20 protein-coding genes, 1 tRNA gene, 1 pseudogene and 1 CRISPR repeat array are annotated in these 26,380 nt (G+C 43.8%); of the genes and pseudogenes, 6 read left to right on the top strand and 16 right to left on the bottom strand.

Annotation, left to right across the window (positions count from 1 at the left end; all coding sequences use genetic code 11):
- Nucleotides 1-146: 146 nt before the first annotated feature.
- On the top strand, nt 147-869 hold the full coding sequence (locus tag JMX18_RS02450) for a TetR/AcrR family transcriptional regulator (protein WP_201583413.1): 723 nt from the start codon (nt 147-149) through the stop codon (nt 867-869).
- 90 nt (nt 870-959) lie between these two features.
- On the opposite strand, the pseudogene JMX18_RS02445 reads toward JMX18_RS02450, so the two are convergent.
- The 7 genes and pseudogenes from JMX18_RS02445 to JMX18_RS02415 form a co-directional block, all read right to left on the bottom strand.
- Nucleotides 960-2,143 (bottom strand): annotated as a pseudogene (locus JMX18_RS02445) (AMP-binding protein).
- Nucleotides 2,144-2,196: 53 nt separating this feature from the next.
- Nucleotides 2,197-3,297: a CaiB/BaiF CoA transferase family protein gene (locus JMX18_RS02440; protein ID WP_227674534.1), complete on the bottom strand. Its 1,101-nt coding sequence runs from the start codon at nt 3,295-3,297 to the stop codon at nt 2,197-2,199.
- Nucleotides 3,290-5,485, bottom strand: a complete 2,196-nt coding sequence (locus JMX18_RS02435; protein ID WP_201583410.1) for a 3-hydroxyacyl-CoA dehydrogenase NAD-binding domain-containing protein — start codon at nt 5,483-5,485, stop codon at nt 3,290-3,292. Before JMX18_RS02435 ends, JMX18_RS02440 begins: the two co-directional genes overlap by 8 nt.
- A 56-nt stretch (nt 5,486-5,541) precedes the next feature.
- Complete coding sequence (locus tag JMX18_RS02430) at nt 5,542-6,750, bottom strand: acetyl-CoA C-acetyltransferase (protein WP_201583407.1); 1,209 nt, start codon at nt 6,748-6,750, stop codon at nt 5,542-5,544.
- Between the two features lie 163 nt (nt 6,751-6,913).
- Nucleotides 6,914-8,065: an acyl-CoA dehydrogenase family protein gene (locus JMX18_RS02425; protein ID WP_201583404.1), complete on the bottom strand. Its 1,152-nt coding sequence runs from the start codon at nt 8,063-8,065 to the stop codon at nt 6,914-6,916.
- A 390-nt stretch (nt 8,066-8,455) separates the two neighbouring features.
- Nucleotides 8,456-9,382, bottom strand: coding sequence for a bestrophin family protein (locus tag JMX18_RS02420; RefSeq protein WP_201583393.1), 927 nt, complete (start codon nt 9,380-9,382; stop codon nt 8,456-8,458).
- 405 nt (nt 9,383-9,787) lie between these two features.
- Nucleotides 9,788-11,446 carry an alpha-keto acid decarboxylase family protein gene (locus tag JMX18_RS02415; protein ID WP_201583391.1) on the bottom strand — a complete coding sequence of 553 codons (1,659 nt, stop codon included), beginning with the start codon at nt 11,444-11,446 and terminating at the stop codon, nt 9,788-9,790.
- A gap of 261 nt (nt 11,447-11,707) precedes the next feature.
- On the opposite strand from JMX18_RS02415, the gene JMX18_RS02410 reads away from it, so the two are divergent.
- Nucleotides 11,708-11,782, top strand: a tRNA-Gly gene (locus tag JMX18_RS02410).
- Nucleotides 11,783-12,237: 455 nt separating this feature from the next.
- Here the strand turns inward: JMX18_RS02410 and JMX18_RS02405 are convergent.
- Nucleotides 12,238-12,591: a helix-turn-helix domain-containing protein gene (locus tag JMX18_RS02405; RefSeq protein ID WP_227674533.1), complete on the bottom strand. Its 354-nt coding sequence runs from the start codon at nt 12,589-12,591 to the stop codon at nt 12,238-12,240.
- 11 nt (nt 12,592-12,602) lie between these two features.
- Between JMX18_RS02405 and JMX18_RS02400 the strand changes: the two genes are divergently transcribed.
- From JMX18_RS02400 to JMX18_RS02385, 4 genes are read left to right on the top strand one after another with little or no spacing between them, the layout of a single operon-like run.
- Nucleotides 12,603-12,818, top strand: a complete 216-nt coding sequence (locus JMX18_RS02400; protein ID WP_021815097.1) for a hypothetical protein — start codon at nt 12,603-12,605, stop codon at nt 12,816-12,818.
- 26 nt (nt 12,819-12,844) lie between these two features.
- Nucleotides 12,845-14,089: an Arm DNA-binding domain-containing protein gene (locus JMX18_RS02395; protein WP_201583388.1), complete on the top strand. Its 1,245-nt coding sequence runs from the start codon at nt 12,845-12,847 to the stop codon at nt 14,087-14,089.
- A complete protein-coding gene (locus JMX18_RS02390; protein WP_201583386.1) occupies nt 14,086-14,376 on the top strand; it encodes a hypothetical protein in 291 nt (96 codons plus the stop codon). The genes JMX18_RS02395 and JMX18_RS02390 overlap by 4 nt, the downstream gene beginning before the upstream one ends.
- A gap of 10 nt (nt 14,377-14,386) precedes the next feature.
- Nucleotides 14,387-14,701 (top strand): hypothetical protein, encoded by a 315-nt coding sequence (locus JMX18_RS02385; RefSeq protein ID WP_201583385.1) that lies wholly within the window; start codon nt 14,387-14,389, stop codon nt 14,699-14,701.
- A gap of 89 nt (nt 14,702-14,790) precedes the next feature.
- Nucleotides 14,791-16,405: a CRISPR direct-repeat array (repeat unit 29 nt; unit sequence CGGTTAATCCCCGTACTCACGGGGAACAG).
- Nucleotides 16,406-16,529: 124 nt separating this feature from the next.
- On the opposite strand, the gene cas2e is transcribed toward JMX18_RS02385, so the two are convergent.
- From cas2e to cas3, 8 genes are all read right to left on the bottom strand, one after another.
- Entirely contained in the window at nt 16,530-16,829 is a 300-nt protein-coding gene (gene cas2e, locus JMX18_RS02380) for a type I-E CRISPR-associated endoribonuclease Cas2e (RefSeq protein WP_201583377.1), read from the bottom strand.
- Between the two features lie 23 nt (nt 16,830-16,852).
- The gene (gene cas1e, locus JMX18_RS02375) at nt 16,853-17,770 is read right to left on the bottom strand and encodes a type I-E CRISPR-associated endonuclease Cas1e (RefSeq protein ID WP_201583375.1); all 918 of its coding nucleotides are present in this window, start codon (nt 17,768-17,770) and stop codon (nt 16,853-16,855) included.
- A 58-nt stretch (nt 17,771-17,828) separates the two neighbouring features.
- A complete protein-coding gene (cas6e, locus tag JMX18_RS02370) occupies nt 17,829-18,632 on the bottom strand; it encodes a type I-E CRISPR-associated protein Cas6/Cse3/CasE (RefSeq protein WP_201583373.1) in 804 nt (267 codons plus the stop codon).
- Nucleotides 18,629-19,582 (bottom strand): type I-E CRISPR-associated protein Cas5/CasD, encoded by a 954-nt coding sequence (gene cas5e, locus JMX18_RS02365; RefSeq protein ID WP_201583367.1) that lies wholly within the window; start codon nt 19,580-19,582, stop codon nt 18,629-18,631. Before cas5e ends, cas6e begins: the two co-directional genes overlap by 4 nt.
- 85 nt (nt 19,583-19,667) lie before the next feature.
- Nucleotides 19,668-20,732, bottom strand: a complete 1,065-nt coding sequence (gene cas7e / locus JMX18_RS02360; RefSeq protein ID WP_201583366.1) for a type I-E CRISPR-associated protein Cas7/Cse4/CasC — start codon at nt 20,730-20,732, stop codon at nt 19,668-19,670.
- 72 nt (nt 20,733-20,804) lie between these two features.
- Nucleotides 20,805-21,554, bottom strand: coding sequence for a type I-E CRISPR-associated protein Cse2/CasB (gene casB, locus JMX18_RS02355; protein ID WP_201583361.1), 750 nt, complete (start codon nt 21,552-21,554; stop codon nt 20,805-20,807).
- Nucleotides 21,554-23,158: a type I-E CRISPR-associated protein Cse1/CasA gene (casA, locus tag JMX18_RS02350; protein ID WP_201583353.1), complete on the bottom strand. Its 1,605-nt coding sequence runs from the start codon at nt 23,156-23,158 to the stop codon at nt 21,554-21,556. The genes casB and casA overlap by 1 nt, the downstream gene beginning before the upstream one ends.
- A gap of 72 nt (nt 23,159-23,230) precedes the next feature.
- On the bottom strand, nt 23,231-26,089 hold the full coding sequence (gene cas3 / locus JMX18_RS02345; protein ID WP_201583346.1) for a CRISPR-associated helicase Cas3': 2,859 nt from the start codon (nt 26,087-26,089) through the stop codon (nt 23,231-23,233).
- Nucleotides 26,090-26,380 lie beyond the last annotated feature (291 nt).

Below are 26,380 nucleotides of genomic sequence, written 5' to 3'. Positions count from 1 at the left end.
AAAATACATACTAATACTAGCCTAATGATTGGTATCTTATAAAATAAATACTATACTTGTAATAAACTTCTTTATAATGGTAATTATAATTATCATTTATATTAACAACTATTTTTTAAACTAACAGAACGCTGGAGATATTAAAGATGAAAACCACTCATTTAAAAGAGCAAGCTATTGCTAAAACTAGCAATGATAAAAAAAGCTCTAAAAATAAAAATGTTAAACATAAAAGTGACGGTACTCAATCAATTGCCCAAACGGAGTCTTCAGCCTTAGCGCCATTATCCGATATGCGCCCTGCTACTTTAGATAAAATAGAGAAAGCCGTGCGCCAGCTTTTTGCTAGTAATGATGCTAGCGATATTACCATGATACAAATTGCCAAAGCTGCAAACGTCTCGTTGCAAACCCTCTATAAATATTTTGGCGATAAGCAAACGGTACTTTATACCATTATGGATTTAGTGCTCGGCAGGCTAGCGACAAGGATGATGGATCATCTGCAAGGTATCGATAGCGTAGAAGATCGTCTGCGTAAAACACTATGGGTGTGCTTGGATTTTGTAGATACTCATCCTGACGCCGTGATGGTGTTATCGAAAGTATCTATAGCGCGTTTTCATAACATCGCCATTTATAATAATAAAGAGCTTATCAATGCTTTTCTGAGCGTGCTTGAGGATGGTCAAAAGCGAGGAGTACTGGTCGAGACGGTTCCACTACATATCCTATTTGACGTGTTTATGGGGTTTATCAGCCGTCTCGGTATTATGAAAACTATTCGTCAAGCAGACGCCCCGCTCAATGCAAATTTTGATGCCTTATTTGATATGTTATGGCGCTCAATGTCAAAACCTGCTCCATAGACGTCTTAAGTTGCATTTTAAGGAATTATTACTGACATTTATTGATAGCGACATAGTCAAGTTACGGATCGTAGTCACAATACTTGAAGCCTATCCATTTACAGCTACTTCATTGGCCGCTTTTCTAAGCTCGTGACGTAGTATTTTTCCTACAGTAGATTTGGGTAACTCATCGATAAACTCTACATAGCGTGGACATTTATAACCTGATAAGTTCTTTTTACAAAACTCAATGAGCTCTTCTTTTTTCAAACTTTTGTCATCGGTGACGACATACAATTTGACCGCTTGACCTTGTAGCTCGTCATCGACGCCCACCACTGAGCACTCTCTGACTTTAGGGTGCATCTCGACCACGCCTTCGACTTCATTAGGGTATACATTAAAGCCGCTAATGATGAGCATGTCTTTTTTGCGATCTAACAGCTTGACGTAGCCTTGTGCATCGATAGAGCCCACATCACCTGTTTTTAGATAGCCATCTTGGGTAAAAAACTTGCTGTTATCGAGGTTATGATAGCCTTTGATGACGTTCATACCCTTAATACCAATCTCGCCCACTGCGCCGATTTCCAGCTTATTTTCATCATCGTCTAAGATGACCATATCGATGCCTGGTACTGGCATACCGATGGTACCTGTAAAGTTGGTATTGGTAAGCGGATTAGCAGTACCTACTCCTAGAGTCTCAGACATCCCCCACCCTTCGATTATCGTAACACCCGTGGTATCTAGCCACTTACGTGCCATCTCAGGCGTGGCTGCCATACCGCCAGCTAGTGACAGCTTAAGGTTAGAGAAGTCCAAATCTTTGAATTTTGGGTGATTGAGCAGCGCTTGGAACAAGGTATTTACCGCAGGCAATAGATGGAAGTCTTCTTTTGCAAGCAGCTTAACAAAGGCAAAGAGTAGCTTGGCGTCAGCGTCGCTCAGTTGATGCTTGAGCTCACGTGAGGTATATAAAGGGTTAATCAAGGTCAACACCATACCTGCGCGCAAAATGCCGATGACGATAGGTAGGTATTGATTGACATTAGGCATCATCACCCAACGCTACTACCCACTGGCAGACCCAAACTTTGAATCCAAGCGGCGATGCTGGTGGCCATTTGATCGACTTGCTGATAAGTATAAGATACGCCCATCTTGGTCATGAACTTGCGCGGGGCGAATTTAGCCAATACTTCATCAAAAAAGTCATTTAAGGATTGGTCAGCATAAGGCAGGTCTTTGGCGACATCCTCAGGATACTTCTCGGTCCAAAATTTATTCATAATTTACCTTCCTTGGTAATACGTTTATGACAAATTGATAATATTAATTTAACTCATATAATCTGTTGCCATCCTAACGTTGTGTGATGCTTATCTTGATGGGCAAATAGTGGATGGGCTTTTGCCTCCTCTAAGGTTAGCACTGGTGTGACACAAACATCGGTGGATTCAAAAACCTGCTGCCAATGAGCAAGTTTATGGCTGGCAAAGGTATCAGCAACCGTTTGTGCTGCCTCTTGACTGTCTTTGGTATTAGGCATGACCCCCGTTTGCCAATGCTTAGTCTTAAGCTCTGGCAATTCTAATACCTCACATAGTCCTTGCCAGAACTTTAACTCTAAAGAGCCGACCGCCATATGACGACCATCTGCGGTTTTGTACAACCGATAACAAGGCAATAACCCACCTAAGAAATCATGTTGCGGCTTTGGATTTTTGCCAGAAAAGCTCGCAACCAGTTTTCCAGTCGCTTTTGGCATGACCAAATGCTGATACAAGCTATGAGTCATGCTGACGGCAACGTGGCGACCTTTCCCCGTGCGCTGTGCTGAAAGCACAGCGGCCAAAAGAGCAATCACCGCCGTATCACTACCGCCTGCTAAGTCGGCAAACTGGATGTTAGGCATTGCCTGATCGCCATTTGCCGTCTTGAGCTGATCAAGCACGCCACTCATCGCCATAAAGTTGATATCATGACCCGCTTTATCCGCCCACTCATGAGTGATGTCTTCGCTATCAGCTACGCCATAGCCAGTAATCGATACCATGACCAGCTTTGGATTAATGGTATGCAAGGTTTGGGTGTCCAGTCCCATGCCCTCAAGGACACCGGGGCGAAAGCTATCGAGCATAACATCGGCATCCTTTAGATGCGTCTTGATAGCTTCTATGCCTTTGGGGTCACGAAAATCGACCTTTTCGATGGTTTTGCCATGATTAAGTGCAGTGAACAAATCACCCAACGCACGTGCAGGATCGCCGCCTTTAGGCTCTATTTTTATGATCTCTGCACCCAAATCAGCCAGCAGCCTAGTCGCAAAAGGTCCTGGAAGGTTACGCGTCAAATCAACGACGCACAGTCCTTGTAAGCAATCGCTCATTTGACTGATAGCAGATGATGCGTCTGACGTGCCAGATAAAGTGCTATTAGCCATCTACAAACTCCTCGCCACTTGCAGCCATCTCCACCAAGATATTAGCAGGCGCAAAACGCTCACCGTACTTCTCCGCCAGCTCACGGCTACGCGTGACAAAGGTATCGATACCTACAGAATTGATAAACTGCAAGGTACCGCCTTGGTTTGGTGCAAAACCCCAACCAAAGATAGAGCCGATGTTGGCATCAGCCACCGTACGCACCACGTTTTCCTCGAAACACTTGGCGGTCTCATTGGCTTGCACGTACAGTAGTCGGTCGACTAAATCTTGCTGCGACGGCTGCTCATCTGTCGTTGGGTATAATTCAGTGAGCTTGGACCATAAGTGCTTTTCACCATTTTCAGGATAATCATAAAAGCCTTTAGCAACCTTTTTACCTTCACGGCCAAGCTCATTGACCATTTTTTCTACCACTGACATGGCAGGGTGCGGCGTAAAGGTTTTACCTGCTGCTTGCATGGCCTTTTTAGTCTGCTCCATCACGTGTAGTGACAGACTTAATGAGACTTCATCTTGCAATGCAAGCGGCGGCATTGGCATACCAGACTTCATACCAGCCACTTCGATGCTGCGTGGGTGCACACCCTCAGCTAGCATGGCAATACCTTCTGAGACGTAAGTCCCAAAGACACGAGAGGTGTAGAAGCCGCGGCTGTCATTGACCACGATTGGCGTCTTACCGATTTGACCAACATAGTCAAAACCTTTTGCTAGGGTTGCATCGTCAGTTTCTTCGCCAACGATAATCTCAACCAATGGCATCTTATCGACTGGCGAGAAGAAATGCAGACCGATAAACTGATTAGAACGCTTGCTGGCTTTAGCAAGCTCAGTGATAGGTAAGGTTGAGGTGTTAGAAGCATAAATGGCAGTTTCTGGAATAACGGCTTCAGATTTTTGCGTACATTCAGCTTTAATATCTACATCTTCAAAGACGGCTTCAATGATTAAATCACAGCCTTCTAGATCATCATAAGACGTTGTAGTCTTGATAAGGTCTAATAATGCTTGTTTTCTCTCTTCGGTTGAGCGCCCGCGGCTGATAGCCTTGTCTAACAGCTTAGTAGAATAGCTTTTACCCTTTTGGGCACCTTCGATAGACGTATCGAGCAATACCACTTCCATACCCGCCTTGGCTGAAACGTAAGCGATACCCGCGCCCATCATGCCAGCGCCCAAAATGCCGACCTTTTTGGTTTTATAGCGCTCAAAACCCTCAGGGCGCGACTGACCTTTTTTGATGCTATTAAGCTGCGTCCAAAGGGTGTTAATCATGTTTCTGGACTCGCTTGAGAGCACGCAAGCGGCAAAATAGCGCGATTCAAGCTCAAGACCAGTATCAATATCGACGATACAACCTTCAAATACAGAAGACATGATATGGGTAATCGCCGGATAGTTGCCGTGCGACTTTTGATTGGCCATAGCAGGTGCAATAGAGAACACTTGCACCACTTTAGGATGCTTGCTATCACCGCCAGGAATCTTGAAACCTTTTTTGTCCCAAGGCTGCTGGGTTTCAGGGTTGGCTTTAATCCACGCTTTTGCTTGCGCTAACATATCATCATTATCAGTAGCCGTCGCATCGATAAGACCGATATCTAGTGCTGCCTTAGGACGTAGCTCTTTACCTTGGGTCATCAGCTCAAGCGCTTTTTGAATACCAACCAGCCTTGGCAGACGTTGAGTACCGCCCCCACCTGGCAATAATCCTAGTTTAACTTCTGGCAGACCGAGTTTGGTTTTAGGATTGTCAATGGCGATGCGATAATGACACGCTAAAGCAAGCTCCAAGCCGCCGCCTAAAGCCGTTCCGGTCATGGCGGCCACTACGGGCTTACCAGATGTTTCAAGTTTACGTAAGCTATCCTTTAAATCTTCAACCAGCTCAAAAGCTTGTTCCGCGGTTTCTATGTTAGAGAGCTGATCAATATCAGCGCCGACGACAAAGGTGTCTTTTGCGGAGGTCAAGATTAAACCTTTGGCAGCCGCGTCATTGATAAAGCTGTCTGTCATAGTGGCGAAAGCTTCGGTAAAACCGTCGCCGATGACATTCATCTTGCGATCGCTTTGATCGATAGTTACGGTGAGGATACCCTCATTATCACGCTCGGCTGAAAAATTCGCTAACTTGTTAATAGTATCTACGCTATCTTTAGCACTGCCTGCTGTATTGGTAGTCATTTTTTGTCCCTTAAATGATCTCTTAGTTATCACTATCTGTTTAATAATTAAAGTTTTTACACCCGCTCAATGATAGTGGCAATACCCATACCACCACCTACGCACAACGTAATCATCGCCGTTTTGAGGTCACGACGTTCCAGCTCATCTAGTACGGTAGTCATCAGCATAGCGCCCGTAGCACCTAGCGGGTGACCCATTGCAATAGCGCCGCCATTGACGTTGACGATGTCAAGCGAGATGCCAAAGTCGCGAGCGGTATTCATAGGCACTGCGGCAAAGGCTTCGTTGATCTCCCAAAGATCAATATCTGAGGCTTGCATGCCGGCTTTATCTAAAGCTTTTTGGCAGGCAGGTGTTGGACCAGTCAGCATAATAGCCGGCTCTGAGCCGATAACTGCGGCCATAGTAATTTTGGCACGTGGTTTGAGTCCGGCTTTTTTGCCAGCAGCAGCGCTACCGACTAAACACAAAGCAGCACCATCGACGATACCGGATGAATTACCCGCATGATGCACGTGATTTACTTTTTCGATAGTGGTATATTTATCTAAGATTACGCTATTGAAACCCATCTGACCGGGCATCACAAAAGAGGGATTCAAGCCTGCTAAAGTCTCAACCGTGGTATTGGGACGAATAGTCTCATCCTTATCTAATAGCAGCATGCCATTGAGGTCTTTAACTGGCACTACTGACTTATCATAATAGCCTTTTTCCCAAGCGTTGGTAGCACGGCGGTGCGACTCAGTGGCGAACTCATCGACATCGGTACGACTAAAGCCTTTGAGCGTGGCTATGGTATCGGCGCCAACCCCTTGTGGGACAAAGTCAGTCGCCGCGTTGACCCGTGGATCCATGTACCAAGCGCCGCCATCAGAGCCCATCGGTACACGGCTCATGGACTCAACGCCACCTGCGACTACCATATCCTCCATACCGGACATCACTTTGGCAGCGGCAAGGTTAATAGACTCAAGTCCTGAAGCACAGTATCTCGAAAGCGTGACACCAGCGACGCTCTGATCCCAATCAGCATCAATAACGGCGATACGAGCAATATCAGAGCCCTGCTCGCCGACCGGAGTTACACAGCCCAGCACCACGTCATCGACTAAGCTAGTATCTAAGCTATGACGCTGCTGCATCTCTTTTAATAACCCGCGCACCAGCCAAATAGGGGACGCTTGGTATAAAGAGCCGTCTTTTTTGCCTTTGCCACGCGGAGTACGAATAGCATCATAAATATAAGCAGTCTCAGTCATAAAAAATCCCTTTTTCTGTCTTTTGAATAAATATTTGAATAAGTAATAGTCATTAAGTTTTGAGGCTCAAGTCTTAATTCTAGGGCTGGACTTATTTATCGTAAATCCAGCTCTATCTTTTATATTAGCGATAACGCCAATAAAACAGTGACCTAAAAAATGATTACATAAAGCGTGAAGCCAGCTCTTTCATAATCTCATTAGTACCGCCGTAGATTTTTTGTACCCGAGCATCGGCATACATACGAGCGATGGGATATTCTGACATATAACCATAACCACCAAATAGTTGCAGACACTCATCCATCGTTTTGCACTGTTTTTCAGTCACCCAGTACTTAATGAGTGAGGCTTGCGCAGCGTCAAGTTTACCCTCTATTTGCGCCTCCACTGCTGCATCGCACAAGGCTTTTACCGCCAAATAATCCGCTTGCACCTCAGCCAGCTTAAAGCGCGTATTTTGGAACTTCCAAATCGGCTTGCCAAAGGCTTCACGCTGTTTGACATAATCGAGGGTCAACTCTAAAGCCAGTTTCATAGCTCCGCAGCCACTTAGGGCAATAATCAGGCGCTCTTGTGGCAACTCCTGCATCATGTGTATAAAACCTAGACCTTCCATACCGCCTAGGACGTTTTTTTGTGGCACACGGACATTACTAAAGAATAGCTCTGAGGTATCTTGTCCAGCTAGGCCGGTCTTTTTGAGATTACGGCCACGCGTAAAACCTTCTAAACCGTCGGTCTCAACAAGGATAAGCGAGACGCCCTGAGCACCCTTATCACGGTCTGTCTTACAAGCTAATAGCACAATATTGGCATGCTGACCGTTAGTGATAAAGGTTTTTGAACCATTAATAATATAGTCGTCGCCGTCTTTTGTCGCATAAGTCTTAATGGCTTGCAAATCAGAACCCGTGCCAGGCTCAGTCATTGCAATAGCGCCGATATATTCGCCCGTTGCCATCTTAGGCAGCAATGACTTTTTCTGCTCTTCGGTGCCAAGCTTATAGATATAGGGCGCCACAATACCTGAATGTACCATACCGCCATAACCGGCTTGGTTCGCTTGCGCTTGAGCCAAAATAATAGCGGCTTCGTGACCAAAGTCGCCGCCACCGCCGCCGTATTCTTCTGGTATTGACGCACATAAAAAGCCCATCTCGCCCGCCTCTTCCCAAGCATCGCGGTCGATCATCCCATTGTCGCGCCACTGCTCGTCTCTGTCTTCCCAGCTTTGAAACATCTTTAGAGCACTGTCGTATACCATTTCGTGCTCTTCGGTCATCCACTTTGCTGAAAATGTTTTGATACTCATAAAGTCTTCCTTGACGGTTTTATCTTGTGATAATGAATGGATTTAGAATTTCATAATAGACTTAATGATTAACTCATAATAAACAGTAATTATTATTACCATTATATAATGGCTTAATTATCAATCTTAATGATTAGACTCTATTAGACATACTAAGATAGTAAATATAGCGTTGCAACCAGTATTTTGATAATGGTAATTAATATTACTATATTAATTTAAATAACGAGGAGTTAGGTTAGTTAAGCCTTTAAGATGAAATCTTTAGAACTAAACTTATATCCATAAACGAATGCTTGCATCGCTATAGTTGATACTATGCCGTCAAATTTGTAGACATTGACTTAGGAGATTTGAGTTACGCAGCCAGACGATAATAATATTAATCAATTATTGTAAATAGCCGCCTTCAGAGGTAACTTCAGGTGGAAGCTCACTTTCTCCCAATGCTTCTAATAGGTTAATTTCGATAGTGCGAGATATGGCCGTAAGGGGCAAATGATTAGCCGCTACACCAAAAGGTTCAGTTATTTCTTCATTGAGGGCATCCAACCCAAAAAAGGTATAAGCAATGACACCGCAAACTAAAGGGGTTACCCAGCCCAACGAAGTGGCTAAGCCAAAAGGTAACATAAAGCAGTATAGATAAGTGGTGCGATGTACCAGTAAAGTATAAGCAAATGGCAAGGGCGTATTATGAATGCGCTCGCAAGCAGCCAAGACTATAGTCATAGAGGTAAGACGTTCGTCCATATTTTGTATCATAAGCTCTGAAGTTAATTGTTGACGCCGACTATAACCGAGTTTTTTGCCCATCAGTCGTAGCAGGTACTCAGGTAGGTTTCCTGCTTGGCGTATACTATGGTGATATTTTGGCTCTACAAAGCGCTGAACGTCCTCCCAAGGAGAAGTTTTGCGAAGGCGATGGCGCAAAGCGTGAGTAAAAGCAATAGTAAGATGGACCATAGACTGCTGAGTGTGCCGTCCGTCCTCACTATCTTCATCTATAAAAGAGAGTATTTGACGTGTGAAGCTACGAGCCTCAAATACCAACTGACCCCATAGACATCGAGCCTCCCACCAACGTTGGTAGCTTGCATTGTTTCGAAATCCAAGAAACAATGACAAAGCAATTCCCATTAAGGTAAAAGGTGCAGCTCCATAAGAGGAAAAAGAGCTTGGTATCAGATGCTGAACTGCCGAAATTATGGCACTTAGCAGGGTAATTAATATGACCTGAGGATAAATATGGGGGATTACAGAACCGCGCAAGGTAAAAAGTATTCTAAAGGCATTCGGTTTTTGCCAAACAATCATGACAGCTTCCTATTAATATGAGACTGATCTGCGCGGGATCAAACAGCTAATTCGATCAATAAAATAGTTGGCCTACAGATGTAACTAGGCCATAACGGTTGGCGATTTTATCATTAAATCTTTTGTCGTTGGTGAAGCAGTTGTGTAATAAGTAGAATACAGTTATTAAAAAATAGAATAGTTGATAAGGCTGGCTCCCAAAAACCTATTACTTATCCTTAAATGATGCTAGAAAGGCTTGAAGGGATAAGTGTCGAGGCAGCTCGATGATAAATGTGGTTCACGATAAGGCAATCACCTCACCAAAATAAAACCCCTTTAAATGCTAGATTTAAAGGGGTTTTATTGAGTACTGATAGAGTTTGAGATTGTTACACTTCAAACCCAAAATAGTTTATTTATCTATTATTTGAGCGATTCGCTAATATCTTTTAATAAAGGCGGTATGTCGTGCTTATCAGTTATGACTTCTAACATCACCAGCTTGTCGGTAGTCTCATTGGCCTTTTTAAGTCCAGCTTTTAGCTCGCCTGCAGTTTTAGCCTTTATACACAAACTATTATCATCATTACCACCGAAAGCTTTTGGCATGACTTGCCAATCACAGTTTGGAATATCATTATAATGCTGGTTCTCACCGTGGATGGCACGCTCAACCGCATACCCCTCATTATTAATAAGGACAATAATCGGATTAGTACGCTCTTTGAGCATGACTGCCATTTCTTGTATAGTCAGTAATGCTGAGCCATCACCGATTAGCAGAACATTACGCTTATTAGGTGAAGCTATACTAGCGCCCAGACTGGCTGGTAGTGTATAACCAATAGATCCCCACATCGGTTGACCGTAACAAGTCACCCCCTCTGGCAGGCGCACATCACTAATACCAAAATAAGCCGTTCCTTGATCAGCAAAGACCAAGTGTTTACTATCTAAGTGATCAGCAATAATATGCCACAAATCATCTTGGCGAATAGCTTCATTATCGTCTCCGTGCTGCTCATGAGGATGTACTTGACCTGATAGGGCTTTAGGGGTTATTTTTATTCCAGACGTTAGCACCTCATGTAGGGTTTGTAGCGAGTCTTTTAAGGATATCGGTGCAAAGTTTTGACCACTAATACTTGCCCGCTCATAGTGCAAATCAACGACCACTTTTTCATCAATATCTTGGCTAAATCCTGCAGTCGTAGTATCCGTATAATTAACGCCCACTTTTATTAAACATTCGCAATTTTCCACTGCATCCTTGACGACAGGACGCGATGCCACCCCAGCATAAGTGCCCGCCCAACGTTCGCTTTGCTCATCAAGTAAGGTTTTGCCCCATGATAAGGTAGTATAAGGAATCTCAGTGTCAGCAATAAGCGCTTTAAGCTGATTTTGCAATCCCAAACGATGCACCATTAAGTCTGCCATCAAAGTCGTAGTTTTATTGGGCAAAAACTCTATCAGCGCTTGTTTAAAGTCAGTCAATGCCGCTTGGCTAGTAATATTTTCTTGACTATCATCTAGCTTGGTGGTTGGTGGATAAATGGGCATCTTTGCCACATCCGGTGATAACATTAAGTAGCCTGGACGATGTTTTTTAAGGGTCAAACGAATGACTCTGTCAATCTCAGAAGCGGCATTTTCTGGGGTAATATGAGCACGAGCTACGGTTACAGGCTCTACCATTTTTATGAAGTGATTAAAAACCCCATCACCTAAAGAATGATGGATTCTACGCTTGGCATCTTGCTGAGCCATAGTAGGTGCGCCTACGACATGTAATACAGGTGCATACTCAGCATAAGAACCAGCGGTGGCATTTATCGCTGATAGCTCCCCTACACCAAAGGTCGTCACCATAGCAGCAAACCCACGCTCACGAGCATAGCCATCAGCGGCATAGCCGGCGTTGAGCTCATTGGTATTACCCACCCAGCGTAGCTTATCCGATTCGATAATATTGTCTAGAAAAGATAAATTGTAATCACCAGGCACCCCAAACACTTCAGTCGCACCAGCCTCGCTAATACGGTCAAATAAATAGTCTGCGATAGTATATTGTTGGCTCATTATAGTTGTCCTTGATTTATAGCTTTGTAAGTAGTTATACTTATAAAAATTAGATTGGAAATTATAACTTCATTTTCTAGCTTACTTTTAACTAAGTCTTTTGGAATAGTCGTTATAAAAATAAGTTATAACATGAGAATGTAGATGTAGAACATAGCTATTTTGCTACTTTTGATTTTCTTTTATTATAACTATTGACAGCAACAAAAAATGGCGTATAATACGCCTTCATCATCAGACGATAGTTGATATGATGATTTAGCGGGATTAGCTCAGTGGTAGAGCATAACCTTGCCAAGGTTGGGGTCGAGAGTTCGAATCTCTTATCCCGCTCCAAATACTTAAAAAGCCTCACTTCACAGTGAGGCTTTTTTTTGTCCGTTTTTCGGGGGCTGTAGAGGGTTTTTCGAAATATATTTTTGAATATAGTTAAGTTTAGCTACTCAGTCAAAAGGCTCGTTTTCGGGGCGGTGCCCATTTGGTGCCCAAACTGTGCCCCGCCCTAAAACCGCGAATACTGAATTGACACCAACCTAGACAATTTATATCATCAAAATTAATGACACTTACTCAGAAGGTTGAATGTCATCTTAATCTTGAACTCAACCTTATTCTCATTCTCATTTTGTGAAAACTACAATGTTAAGTTGTCAGATTTATAACGTTTAAATACGAGACTATTTATAGAATAGTTCCTCCAATCCCACTATCAAGATCAATTGAGTAGCTTAAACTTATTACTCCCACCCTCTATGACCTTTCGCTTTTTCTAAGTTATCTTAAAAAGAACATTAATCTCTATCCTCGCTCTTCTTACTCTTATCATCTACTTCATCTTCTTCGTAGATAATGATATCTCCAGGCGTGCAATCTAAAAGCTTACAAAGCTCATTTAGTGAATCAAAATCTATTCGAGTGACCTCGTTATTATACATTCGATATAGAGTAGACCTTCCTAGTTTCGACATCCTATCAGCATCCGCTACACGAATACCTCTTTCTGCAAATAAAACAGGCAAATTGAGTTTAATCATATATAAAATCCCTAAAGTGATAAAAAAGTGCTTGTAAGTGATAATATTTGCAGATAATATATACTCATTAGTGATAACTAATAACTCACTAATAGAAAAATTATCCCACATGGAGAACCATTATGTCACAGACCTATCTCACCACTCAAGAACTAGCTGACCGTATCAAATACGATGCCCGTACCATTCGCAATCAACTTAAGGACACGGTTCTGATCGAGAACATCCATTACATACGCCCCTTTGGTGGACGTAAAATTCTATATGTATGGGAGCGTATCGAAGAGGATATGTGTAAGCCTGTCATGAGCGCCATCAACGGTATGGCTTTACAGTAAATTTTAATTAAACAGGGAGCTCAACAATGGCCTCAATAAGAGCAAGACGTGGCAAACTATTCGTAGATTTTCGATATATGAATATACGTTGCCGTGAGACAACTAATCTCACAGACACCCCAGCCAATAGAAAAAAACTGGCTAAGATTATCGAAAAAATGGAAGCAGAAATCACCCTAGGCATCTTTAATTATGCTGCTTATTTCCCAAAGAGTGAACGAGCACAGGAGATGATGGCACTGGCTGATAGAGCAGAAGCTTGTATCAGTCGTAATCCAACCTTTAAGCAGTTTGCTGATATTTGGTATGAAGAGAAGAAGATTGAATGGCGACCGAGTTATCAAGGTAAGATTCAGATTATCCTTGATAAGTATCTGTTACCTGAGTTTGGTGGTAAAGCAGTACATGCTATAAAGAAAACAGACTTGCTGGCCTTCCGTAGTTCACTCGCCAAAGTTCGTTACGGTAAAGATGCACAGTCAAGTCTGTCAGTAGCACGGATCAACGAGATCATGGTACCACTACGTATGATACTACAAGAAGCGGCCGATCGCTACGAGTTTGAAATGCCATATAGGAATATTAAAACGCTCAAACAAGCTCGTCCGGATGTGCATCCTTTTACGCTGGCTGAAGTATGGTTATTTTTAGAGCATGTTCGTGCTGATTACAAACCCTATTACACTATTCGTTTTTTCACAGGAATGCGTACTAGTGAGATCGATGGTCTCAAGTGGGAATGTGTTAACTTTGATCGGCGTGAGATTAGTATTCGCGGTGCATTAGTGAACGGTCAGATGGGACCAACTAAGACGTTAGGCTCACAACGTGAGATAGCTATGTCACAGCTGGTTTATGACGCTTTGCAGGAGCAAAAGGCTATCACGTATGGTAAGTCAGAGTTTGTTTTTTGCAATTCTCAAGGTAATCCTTTGGAGTATCGCAATGTGAATAGACGAGTATGGAAACCCACACTTGCCCTACTCAGTCTGAAACACAGGCGCGCTTATCAGACTCGGCATACGGCAGCAACGCTTTGGCTGGCTGCAGGTGAAAACCCTGAATGGATAGCGCGGCAAATGGGTCATAGTAGTACGGAGATGCTATTTCGAGTGTATAGCCGCTATGTTCCTGATATTACTCGCCAAGACGGTTCAGCAATGGATAATCTGCTACTTGCGAGTAAGGAGAAATTAACAGACGCATCAAATAGCTCTGAAGGTGAAGCTGTATTTGCGAATGTACAAACTGACAAGGAGACGTCACAATGAAAATTATCAATTATGAAGAACTATTTGCCGAGTTTAAGCCTGACGGTGCTATCAGTGAAGATGCTAACGAGATTGCTAATATGCTTATTCGTGAGTTATGCATTCAACCTGGATCTCATCTAGCACGCTTCTTAGGAGTGAAGACTTGTTTTGATAATCATATGGCACTGCGCGTATGGGTACAAAAGCACTTAGAGGTCAATCCTGACTATCTGCTTGATGAGATATGTAATCAGCTAGAAGTTGAACTTTATGGGCTGTTACCACAAACTGGTTATGGGCACTAAGGAGGATGCTATGAGTCTGATTTTTGTGTTTGACCCAGTGCTGAATGATATCGTAAAAGATGTTTGCCGTGAGTATTGGTTGTATAGTTCGCCTAACAACTATATTGCTCACGTAGAAACACTGTGTCAATCTTATGGCATAAGTCATTCTGTACTATTTAGTACACTTGCAAAATGTCAAGTTTACTTAGATGATATACACTGTGAGTATTGCGGTCATCCGTACGAGCTTGATGTACCAGCAGATATACCTTATGCAAGAAGATTAGAATCTTGGTTATGTGAAGGATGTATCATCTTTTCAGGTGGTCAAATTAATGTATAGGTAGGTTTTTATATATTATTTGTATGCTTATATTAATTCTCATGCTATAAACAACAGTGCCTCATATAAACTATTATCATTAATCTGACCTGTTAATCCCCGTACTCACGGGGAACAGCTTTGACACTCTCGTAGCAGTACTCACGCATCTGGTTAATCCCCGTACTCACGGGGAACAGAACGACCAAGCGCAAGAAGAGTTAGAACGTAACGGTTAATCCCCGTACTCACGGGGAACAGAACTCAGCACCGTCTTTACCAGTATGCTCAACCGGTTAATCCCCGTACTCACGGGGAACAGGCTTTTACAGTATTACAGCAATTAGCAGGTATCGGTTAATCCCCGTACTCACGGGGAACAGTCCTGTTAGCGTATTAGCATCAAAGGCTAGGACGGTTAATCCCCGTACTCACGGGGAACAGCATGTTGTGCGCTAAGATATCGCGGCTCATGGCGGTTAATCCCCGTACTCACGGGGAACAGGGCTCGCAAATCACGCGCTGACGCTGGGCGTCCGGTTAATCCCCGTACTCACGGGGAACAGCTAGTAGTGACGGCGCACCAGTTAAGCCTAATCGGTTAATCCCCGTACTCACGGGGAACAGAATCAATACTAATCAAGTAAGTTTTATCTAATCGGTTAATCCCCGTACTCACGGGGAACAGTACTGCTTTATCGTCTGCTGTTTTAGCGTTTGCGGTTAATCCCCGTACTCACGGGGAACAGGAGTTTGGGCGCGGCCAGACTCTAAGTTAACGCGGTTAATCCCCGTACTCACGGGGAACAGGTTATACTCTCTATTAAATTGTTTTAGACCAGCGGTTAATCCCCGTACTCACGGGGAACAGTAACTATGTAGCTAGAGTAAGAGCCGTAAACGCGGTTAATCCCCGTACTCACGGGGAACAGCTATGCACGTCTACAGCCCAAACTCCATAAGACGGTTAATCCCCGTACTCACGGGGAACAGTAACGGGGGATAAATACCATGCGCAAAGAATACGGTTAATCCCCGTACTCACGGGGAACAGAAGCGCAAAAGCGTTATCACAAAAAGACGACGCGGTTAATCCCCGTACTCACGGGGAACAGTGCATGCTCGCTAATTCGTCAGGCTCGATAATCGGTTAATCCCCGTACTCACGGGGAACAGAGCAAGTTCCCTCACTAGCAGTAACTGGTGGCCGGTTAATCCCCGTACTCACGGGGAACAGTATTTGCACCTGATCTTCTGTTGCTACCGGTACGGTTAATCCCCGTACTCACGGGGAACAGTATTTGCACCTGATCTTCTGTTGCTACCGGTACGGTTAATCCCCGTACTCACGGGGAACAGTCGGTAATGCTGTAGCGCTCAGCAATCTTTGCCGGTTAATCCCCGTACTCACGGGGAACAGTTTTTATCTGGCACCGGCGAGTTGTTACAAGGCGGTTAATCCCCGTACTCACGGGGAACAGCATGCTAGCCACTTAACCAAGCTCATGACAGGCGGTTAATCCCCGTACTCACGGGGAACAGGGTATGAGCAATGCAGAAAAAAAGCACTATTACGGTTAATCCCCGTACTCACGGGGAACAGCTTCTCGGCTCGGCGGAGAATCCCCTCGCAAGCGGTTAATCCCCGTACTCACGGGGAACAGTGGCGGGTAGCTGCGTCGCTCGGTCTATTAATCGGTTAATCCCCGTACTCACGGGGAACAGACTTGTTGTAAGTCCATGAAATTATTATTATTTTTCTATTGTTATTATTCTACCAAGTTTTTTAGTTGTTAAATAGTATATATCACTCATCTTCTGAATGATTAAGTTGTTGAAATTAAAGATATTAATTTTCATCAGTCTCCAATGGATAAAATTGTACCAAACGCATGCCTTCATGATCTATAGGTATTCGCCTATTTTCACCATAAGTGACAAAATCAAAGCCTGATTCTGTATTGGTTGCCCATGACATGACCACATTGCCCTCTTCAGCCAGTTCTAAGACCTGCTCCCATATCATCTCTCGAACTCTACGTGAGACATCGCCAACATATACGCCTGCTCGTACTTCTAATAACCATATTGCCAATCGACCTCTTAGCCTTGGCGGTATAGTCTCAGTCACCACAACTAACATACTCATAACCTATCTCCTTATATCGATATCTACTGACTACGATGACCTTCGTTGCCGATAGACTTAGGTTCTGGAATGGCGGGTGGCTGAGCATCCGCATAAGGCTCTGGTGGTTCAATTTCTCCTGCAGATAAAACCTCCTCAATCATGGGAATCAAGTTTTTTAGCAGTTTGCTTTGTCTAAATATCTCACGGCAAGCGATTCTGACTTCTCTATCAGGATTGCGAGGCGCTTGCTTGGCAATCTCAAAAGCAACGGGAACCACGGTTTCAAACTTTACCAAATCGGCAATATCGTAGACAAAGCTTTTTGGTTTTCCAGTATGCAAAAATCCAATGGCAGGCGCATAGCCAGCTGCTAAAATTGCGGCTTCGGTAACACCATAAAGGCAAGCGGTTGCGGCACTGATACAGCGATTGAGATCATCTGACACGTCCCAGTCGCTAGGATCATAAGAGCGTCCTTTCCAAATCATACCGTGCTCTGATGCCAGACGCTGATAGATTTTTTTGACTCGCCCCCCTTCAATACCTCGCAGCTGATTAACACTACGCCGACTGGGTGCTGTCTCATTAAAGCGAATCTCAAACATTTTTTTGACGACTTTTAGTCTGAGCTTCTCATCTAGAGCCAGTTTGGCTTGATACAGTAATTTATCTGAGCGTGCACCGCCCGGCTGCCCAACTGAATAGAGACGAACACCGCCCTCTCCAACCCAGATAAGCAGCGTGCCTGTCTTGGCTGCTAAGGCAATAGCAGCATGACTTATCCGCGTCCCTGGCTCCAACATTAAACAAGTAGTAGAGCCGACTGGAATATGCATGCGAACGCCATTTTTGTCTATAACTACAAACGCACCATCCTTGACGTCAATTTGACCACGCTCTACAAACACCATAGAGTTACGCTCTTTAATAGGAATAGGCTTTAGGGGGATAAATGCCATAAGTAGACTCAACTGGTAATTGTAGTATTAATGGTAGTTTATAAAAACTGAATAATAATTATTGGTTGTTCTGACGTAGTGGACGGACAAGCATAAGACCGCAGCCAAAGGCTTTTTGTTTACCAAAACCCTTTATCATTTGATTATAAAATAAGTCTACATCTTGAATTTCAAGTGCGCCTGCATAGTCAAGACTTGAAAACTGAATCATCTTTTTTTTAGCTTTGGTTGGCTTTTTATCCGTAGTATCGTCAGCTTGCTTTTGCTGCTCTAAGTCTTGTTTGCTACGGCGCAGTCGGTGCTGCGTATAAGCAGACAGCTCTAGATTGGGATGGATGACCACGCCCCATGCTTGCATGCGCTCTTGACTGGTAATCCAGTCTACGCCAGCATCGAACATGGCTTGATCAATACTATAAGAATCATCAAAGCCTTGAGAAATCATCGACTTCTTAGCGAGCATTAACACATCGTGCCGAGATGATTTGCCTTGAGCATCCTTTAGACTACTGACAGGGTTAGCTCGTAACTCAAATGCCAAACGCTGCCCCGCAAAAAATTTGGGGTTAAAAACTTTAGCATGCACGTTAAAAAACAGATGGTCTAAGTTAGGCTTAATGGTAGATAACACATAATAAAACGTCTCCCCACCACGTTCATACTCTCTATACAAAAAGGGTCTGTCACTTCCCGGTGGCAAATCAAATAGTTGCCATAGCGCTTGGTGCACCCGATAAGGATTATCGGTTTTCGGCGTGTCGTTACCCATTGATGATGGACGTTGCGGATTTATTTGTTCCTTCACAAACAAGTGCTTGGCATGCATGCTCGGCTTAAGGGTCACTTTACTCAGATAATTCATAGCACCTCTCCCTTATCTGGTGTATTTGACATTATTTTTTTTACCTCTTTAGCATTATTAATAGGCTCAAGCGTTGTCCACTGATGACCAATGCGCTGCGTAAACTGCCACTGCTTACGATCCGTTGGCTCATCCCAATGATGATGGGTAAAGATATTAGCTGGCGGCGTATCTTTAAACATTAACTCAATCTCGCCTTCCCAATGATAAGTCACTTGGCGCAGACGGTTACTTTGCTCATTGATAACGGTATAATCTATGGTAGTCGGTAAATACCTATCACTGACAATAGTATCTATCAGTTCATTAATTTGCCATTTAGTAAACCCGTTACGCTTATCTGTTGGGGCATTAGGCTGTACTGCGGTCTCATCTTGTGACGATGTTACCAAAAGCTCATCTATACTGACATCCAAAGCCGTTTTTAGATGACTTGCAGTAACAATCTGCGGCGATAGTGGAAGAGATAAAGGACAAGACTTACGACCAAGATATAAAGTAAACTTTGGATACTTCAGCGCTTGTTGTAGCTGCTGTAAGTCAAACTGGTATTCAAGCATACTACTATTAGCGTTTGCCTTTAGCCAGATAGCCACGACCCACAGCCCATCTTCGCGGTAGTCTCTTGAAGATAAAATAGTTTCAACCTTGGCGCTCTGTAGCTCTTGCTTGCGCGTAAAAAACTTAACACCCTTACCAGCAGTAGGCGTTTGGATCGTATGATAGTCACGCAGTATAGTACCCTCGCTATAGGTTTTAGACGCAATACCAATGCTATTGGCTAAGTCTTTTAGCTTTTGCGTCTCACTACGCTTGATACCCAAAGCAGCACTCAGCAAACCCAGCACCGCACTGCGAGTGGGATAGTTAACCGTAGGTCTATCCTCTCCTACCGCCAGCGTCCCCCAAGAAGATATTGGCGCGTATAAGCGCATGACTAAATAATCCATAGTAAATTTCCATCACTTATTATTGCATTGGTGATTTTGAGAGTCACTGCGACCACCGTTTGTATTTACACTGATAAGTCGTCAATCATGATGTTGGGTAATTGGCCTCGCCATCACTACTTACAAACTGCTTTAGTGCAGCCAAACTGCCTATGCCATTTTCTACATCCATGACATAACGGCTGTCTGCACAATCACCATAGACGTTATCAAACTTCTGCTGATGGTTTTGCAAGCCGTTGATAGCATCACTTAATACATTGTCCGTGTTGATAGGACGAAGATACGCTACCGATAATGAGCGCGGCTGTATACTACCCTTCTCTGCCATGACATAACTGGCAAAAGCACGCGAGCCAAAGCTGTTTTGCTTACCTGATGGTGCAACGGTTGCGACCGCCTCGGTGAGTGCCGCAAGCGCTTTTTCGGCAAGCTCAGTATCGCCGTTTAGATTATCTAGTAGCAAGTCTTTATTAATACAGATATATTGGTAAAACACAGCAGCGGCAAAATTGGTCTCGCCAATATGCGCGGCGCCAGCATCTTCGCTGTGATCGTTTAAATCATCAACAGCGGTAAAATAATCGTCCTCTATCGCCACTTGTTGCACGCTAATGGCATGAGCGACTTGACACGCGGCTTCGACACTAAAAGTTGGCTTCTTGGCAAGCATACGTCCAAACATGGCAATATCTGCTGCCATGTTATCGTGCTTCAATAGTTCTAGCTCATCTTTTGTAGGCTCATCCCCCGTTTCAATGACGCGCTTAACCAAATCGGTAACCGCTTGCTGCTCCGCTGGGCTAATGTGTACCAATTGCTCAATCTCAGGCGCTCGCTTGGCACTGATTTTGCCAAATTGCTCAGCAATCGCTTTGGCAGTATTCTCTATCGTTTTATCTTTTACCCCACCTGCAATCAGCGCTTCCTTAACTTGCGTACCAATGCGCTTGGTGCGCGTGCCGATATGACCTGCCAGCGCTTCTTCAAACACGTCGGACACGCGCCAGTGACGCTTTAGGCTTTGGGAGCTGATACGCAGACGTTCGGCATTACCCATACGAGCAGTCTTTGGGCGACCCATATCATCACGGTTGAGATTAGAAGGCGGATAGCTGGTCAGTACGTGTAATTGAATAAATTGCGTCATAGGACAATCCTCATAATTAGGGGTAATAACGGGTAGTGAATATTAAGGTGTTGTATTGGGTTAAAGTTTTATCTAGTCGCTATGCATCTGATAGTAAGTCAGCGACCACTGCACCGTAAGCTTATCTTTTGGCGTGCGGTAATTGCTGCCCTGATAATCAGCAAACCAATGCAATATATCATTTGCTAGCCATATGGTATTGATAGCCTGACCTTGCTGCTGCAGCTGGGCGACCATACGCGCAAGCAAACTCACAAAATTGTCAGGATCACGTGCAGATATGAGCTTCTCAAAACGCAATGGGGTGATAAGCGCTCTCTCACTATCGTCTTGGCGCTGTCCTGCTACTCGCGCCAGCGTATTATTCAGTTGCCGTTTGCTCTTTCCGGTGCTGGCAACTAGATAACGTTCATCGACAGTTCGCACTTGCGACAGTACCCAAGCTACCGCCAACCATGCTGCAAAAGTATTATCAGAGCTCTTATTACCCAAGGTGCTTTGATTAGCATCATTTTGCAATAGCTTAGACTCTACTTGCTGCCATAGCGCAATAAAAGCCGGCTGCATCGCCACATCATCCATATGCTGACAGCGTTTGAGTTTTGCGGCGTCAGAGGCAGAAATAGTCGTACGAAAGAACTGTAGATAAGCCGTAGTTGGACTATCACCTTCTTCTTGAAACGGCTCTCGCTGTGATTTATTTTTAATCTCTAGCAAGCGTTGATGCCAAGCCATCACAATGAAAGTACAGTTAACCAAATATCGAGTGGCCTGCTTCGTGGGCGAATTGGTAGAGGCTACTTTATCTATAGTGTCAGTCATTAGCTATTTTCCTTAGTTGACTTATGGCGATTTCTAAAAGCTGTTAGCTGCTTGTTGCCGTATAAGAACGCACGCAAACTATTAAGCTGCTCCATATGCCTTTGCTTAATCACCGCAGTCGATAGCACTTGCTCTTCATAAATTTGTTCCGTCAGTTTGCTTATTTTACTCAGCCATTCGATGGCAGGTTTTGAAGTCAGCTGACCGTCGTTATTTACAGCATTCTCTACGGCTTTAAAAAATAGGGGCTCACTACGCTGCCAAAACATAGTATCAATCATGCTCATATCGCCTTTGCTATCTTTGGCTTGACGCTCACTCATCCAACTATATTTAATACTATTGCGCAGCTGCTTAATAATACTATCGGTCAACTCATGTAGCTTTAGCACCGTCTCTAGCAGATCAGTTTGCTGGCTGGGCGGAATGTGATAAATAGGCAGCTCTTTACTATAAAACCCACGTGCTTTCATATTATCCATATCGTAAGAAAACGCCCACAGCCCTGAGGCACTTATTGCGCCGTCACTCGCTTCATGGATGTCATTAGCGTGGTCTAAAACTTTGGCACGGATAAATCCTGAGTCTTTTTCATTACCGGTAAAGGTGAGCATATACCAAAGCTTGTAATTGATACCGCCAGGTTGGGCTTTGATAGAAAAAGGAGTGTCTTCGGGCTTTTTTGGATTGTGTCGATACGGGGTGATGGGATGCGGTGACCAATCGCCTTCGTAGTTATGCCCATAGTTTTGGGTGCGGTATTGACTCACTACTTGCTTGCACTGCACACCAGTGATGTCATCTATTAAGTCGCTGGCGGTTTGCTCATCAGTTGGCGTGTCTATAATTAGGCGGATACGCCGCGGCATTGCCCAATAGACATGCAGTGGATGCACCTCCCCCCTATAGATGGGCTCGCCAGTCTTGTCACTGACTCTAGTCTCAGCTAACCAAGGAAAGACACTGCCATCGCTAAAGTCTGGATCAGGGTATTCAAACGCTTCTCTATTAATGATATTCCACCACAGCTTTTGCCAGAGCGTGCTATTGGCATTGCTAGGGCGTATCAGCGTGGTCATAGGACCGCCACCGCGCAGACCAGTACGATGACCTTGGCCGCCCGATGGCGCATTTATTTGTAGAGTAAATAAAGCCAGTGCTGCCATCGGTACAGACAGCTGATTAACTAGACCACGTTTGATAAAAAAGTCTTTATTATATTTAAGCGTATTACCGCCGGGTGCTTCGATAAGTAAGCCACCGATACCATTAACCGACTTTACATCTTGCAGAGGGTTCAAATCCTGCATAAAACGTGCATCGCCACTATCTACATTAAAAGCATGGATGACATCATCAAAGCTAAGTTGCAAATCAGCTTCGCTAGGCGGACTATCATAGTAGTCCATCCACTCATCTACATCTGCTGGTGCAAAAGTCGTTTGCAATAACCCTATGAGCAGCTGATAAGCAGCACCCTGAAAATCCAAGCGTGGCAAATCCAGCTCCATAATATCGGGTTCAGACAACTTAGCGGGCTTAATAGTAACTCTACTACCATCTTGCGTTAGAGCCGGTATCCAGCTATCAGTAATCAGATTCATAGCAGCACTCTTTTATTGTGTTTATCGAACTATAATCTACCTATCAAAGGCTACGTTTAATAAGTATTTAAGTCAACAAAATTTAGCTTTATTGCGACATCTAGTGTCGTTTCTTATTTCAACCAAACCCTTCTTTTGATCATAAATAAATTGATCATCAGCGTCAGCCAGCCACAGGCGCTTATATTCAAGCCCTCGATAGCGCTCTTTTAATAATGCGACTTGTTTTGCAAATTGGCTGGGCACTTCTGTCAACTTATCAGCCATACTTTCACCAATCTTAACCGTACTTAGCTCCAATTGAAATTCAGAAGCTTCAGCATAAAAGCCAATCTGCTTGGTATCGCCAGCTTGATGAGTTTTCAGTATCACCACTTCACAAGTGGGCATCTCTTGAAAGCGCGTATTGGCTTCACTATTGATAGCGGACTCACTGCCAAACCACCTACTTTGACTGTCTTCGCAATAGCCTTGTTGCCAATCAATCAAGGCATCTTTAGCGCTGTTTTGCTTGCGCTTTTGCTGACTCATATCAGCTTTACTATCAGCCAGTAGCGCTTCGGGTATTTGTTGCTGCGCATCGTCAGCGTATACCGATTCAATCAATAGACGCGCATCTTTGGGCAAATCCAAATAGCTTTGCTGCTGCAATATACACATCGTCAGCCATAACTGACCTAAGTGACGATAGACGTATTGGCTTTTGGGAAACAGCTCGCTATACCAGCTCGCGCTGGGCTCTGTGCTGAACTTTGGTGCCAGTATCGTCAGTACAGGCGACGGTCTTGACTCTACCGTGGTATGACTATCTGTTATTCTCTGCCCTGATATATCGCGCTTATGGCGATGCAGCCTACCTGCCCGCTGAATCAAATAATCAATAGGACATAAATCACTTACCATAATGTCAGCGTCAGCATCCAATGACTCTTGAAATACCTGCGTCGCTATTAAAATCTTGCCCGCCCGCTTAGCAGGTGTGCTGTGTTTACCAAACCAATCCAACACTGTCGATTCAATACGACTGCGATCAACCAGCGCAAACCGGCTATGAAATAAGAGTAAATTCTCAGCGGCTACACCTGCATTCAATAACTCATCATAGGCTTCAATAGCATCGGTCACTGTATTTCTTACCCATACCGCACATTGATGGTTTTGTGAAGCTTTGACTAGATAATCAACAACATCTGACGACTGCTGTAAAAAGTCAACTTTAAGCTTACGAGATACCCGCTCTGGGCTGGTTATTGACGTCTCAACCACTGTCTCAATGTCTGTGTCTGCTGTAGTAGTAATATGTGTGGCTAAAGGAAATTTTGTAGATTGCGTCACATTTGCAGAGACGGTTTTGGCATAGCTGGGTGCTTCTTGACCCAGCCATAGTTTGGCTAGCGCTTCTCGCTTATCTAAGCTCAAGGTGGCTGTTAATAAAATAGCATGACCGCCTTGATGCAGGTGGACTTGTAGCAAGGATTTGAGCAGCTCAAACATATAGCTATCAGCGCTATGTACCTCATCGAATATGAGCACTTTATGATGCAAACCTAGGAGGCGCAATGGTTGGTGCTTTTTAGGCAGCGCGGCAAGCAATGCTTGGTCAATCGTACCGACACCGATATTCGCCAATAACGCCCGCTTATTACTACTGGCAAACCAAGCATGACACTGACTGCTGATCTCATCCCCTGTTGCTTCAATACTTGTATTTTGAGGGCTGTTTATCGAAGAGATATTATTATCGGCATTAGCAACCAGTTTACGAAAAGTCTCATTCATGTTTTTACTACCATGCGCTAGTACCAATGACGGCTGATTATCGTCAGTACTACAATATAGAGTTGGCATGAACCTTTCGATACGCTCAAACATCGCATTAGAGGTTGCAGTAGTGGGAAGACCAAAATAAAAACCATCTACCTCGCCCATTGCCATCAATCGATGCGCGAGTGTCAAAGCCGCTTCCGTCTTACCAGAACCTGTCACATCCTCTAGTACAAATAACTGCGGATAGTTATGTATGGTCACCGACTCTGCCCATGCTTGTAGCGGTGATGGACTAAAACCAAAACTGTTCTCTACACTAATAAAAGGTAATGGCGGCGCTATTGTCGCTAATCCTTTATCATTGACGCAGCGCTTAGCAGTCTCTAGCGTCATCTGCCAATAGTCTGCTAGTAGCATGACTTCATTGTTATAATTAAAGTAAGTACTGTCTGACCCTAGCCAATCCGCAAGCATGGTCACTCCTGATAGTTGCCAGCTGATATGCCGAGCACGAGTATGCCAATCTTTATTAGCAAGTAGCTCAACAGGCAGCTCTATCACAAACAAGGCTTTTAGGTCGTCAATCCACTGATTGGCAGCTTGCAAATCTTTTGGGTCTATTTCATGCTGGTATTTAACACCAACGGCTAACGGCTCATCAAAATTAACAGGCCTATCTTCTAACTGTATTGGCTTGCCATGATGACCTAGTACACAATTAAACAAAATGGATAACCCTGTTTTCATTTGCCGTTTTGTCTTTCTATCCATATCCAGGTTGCCTAGATAACCATTAAATAAGGCATTCTGATAAAAACACCAGCCTAGTGCATCATGCCTTTTATCATACGCATAAGTATTGCGATCCACTTTAAGCAAAAAATCATCATTATCAGGCTGGTATAAACCTTGAAAAGATGAGGCAAACTTACCTAAGTCATGCAGACCAATCAAAAAGCATAGTAGCTGTCTTAATTCAGACTTTGGGATTTCCAAATAAGCTGATAAATCATTCATAATAGGCGCGTCATCATGTAAGAGATGATAAGCCACCCCAGCCACATCTAAACTATGATAAATCAGTAAATGGTAAGGAGAGTTTTCAAGCTCTTCATTAGGCTGGGCTTTGCCCCAGTAATGATAATAATCAGCAGTAAAAGTCATCTTTTGTTTTCTCAGTAAAACATAAAAGATAAACACTATATCAGTTTTTACAACAAATCAGTTTGACTGGTTTAGATGTCTATTCTTTTAGATTCTACTTAATAGTGAATTTACGAGTAATCCTTTACGATTTAGAAAGCTACAAGTAAAAACCAGACAACCTAAGTTATCTGGTTTTTTATTATGTAATAAAATCTATTGTTTACTTACTATTATGCTCATGCCACGTGGCATATTCACATATCTCACAACACCAACTCTCTTTTGCACGCATATAAGGGATATCTGCCA

The sequence above is a fragment of the Psychrobacter jeotgali genome (assembly GCF_904846315.1).
In the GTDB taxonomy this organism is placed as follows: domain Bacteria; phylum Pseudomonadota; class Gammaproteobacteria; order Pseudomonadales; family Moraxellaceae; genus Psychrobacter; species Psychrobacter jeotgali.
The sequence above is the reverse complement of the archived record's forward strand: the minus strand, read 5'-3'. Positions and strand labels throughout refer to the sequence as shown.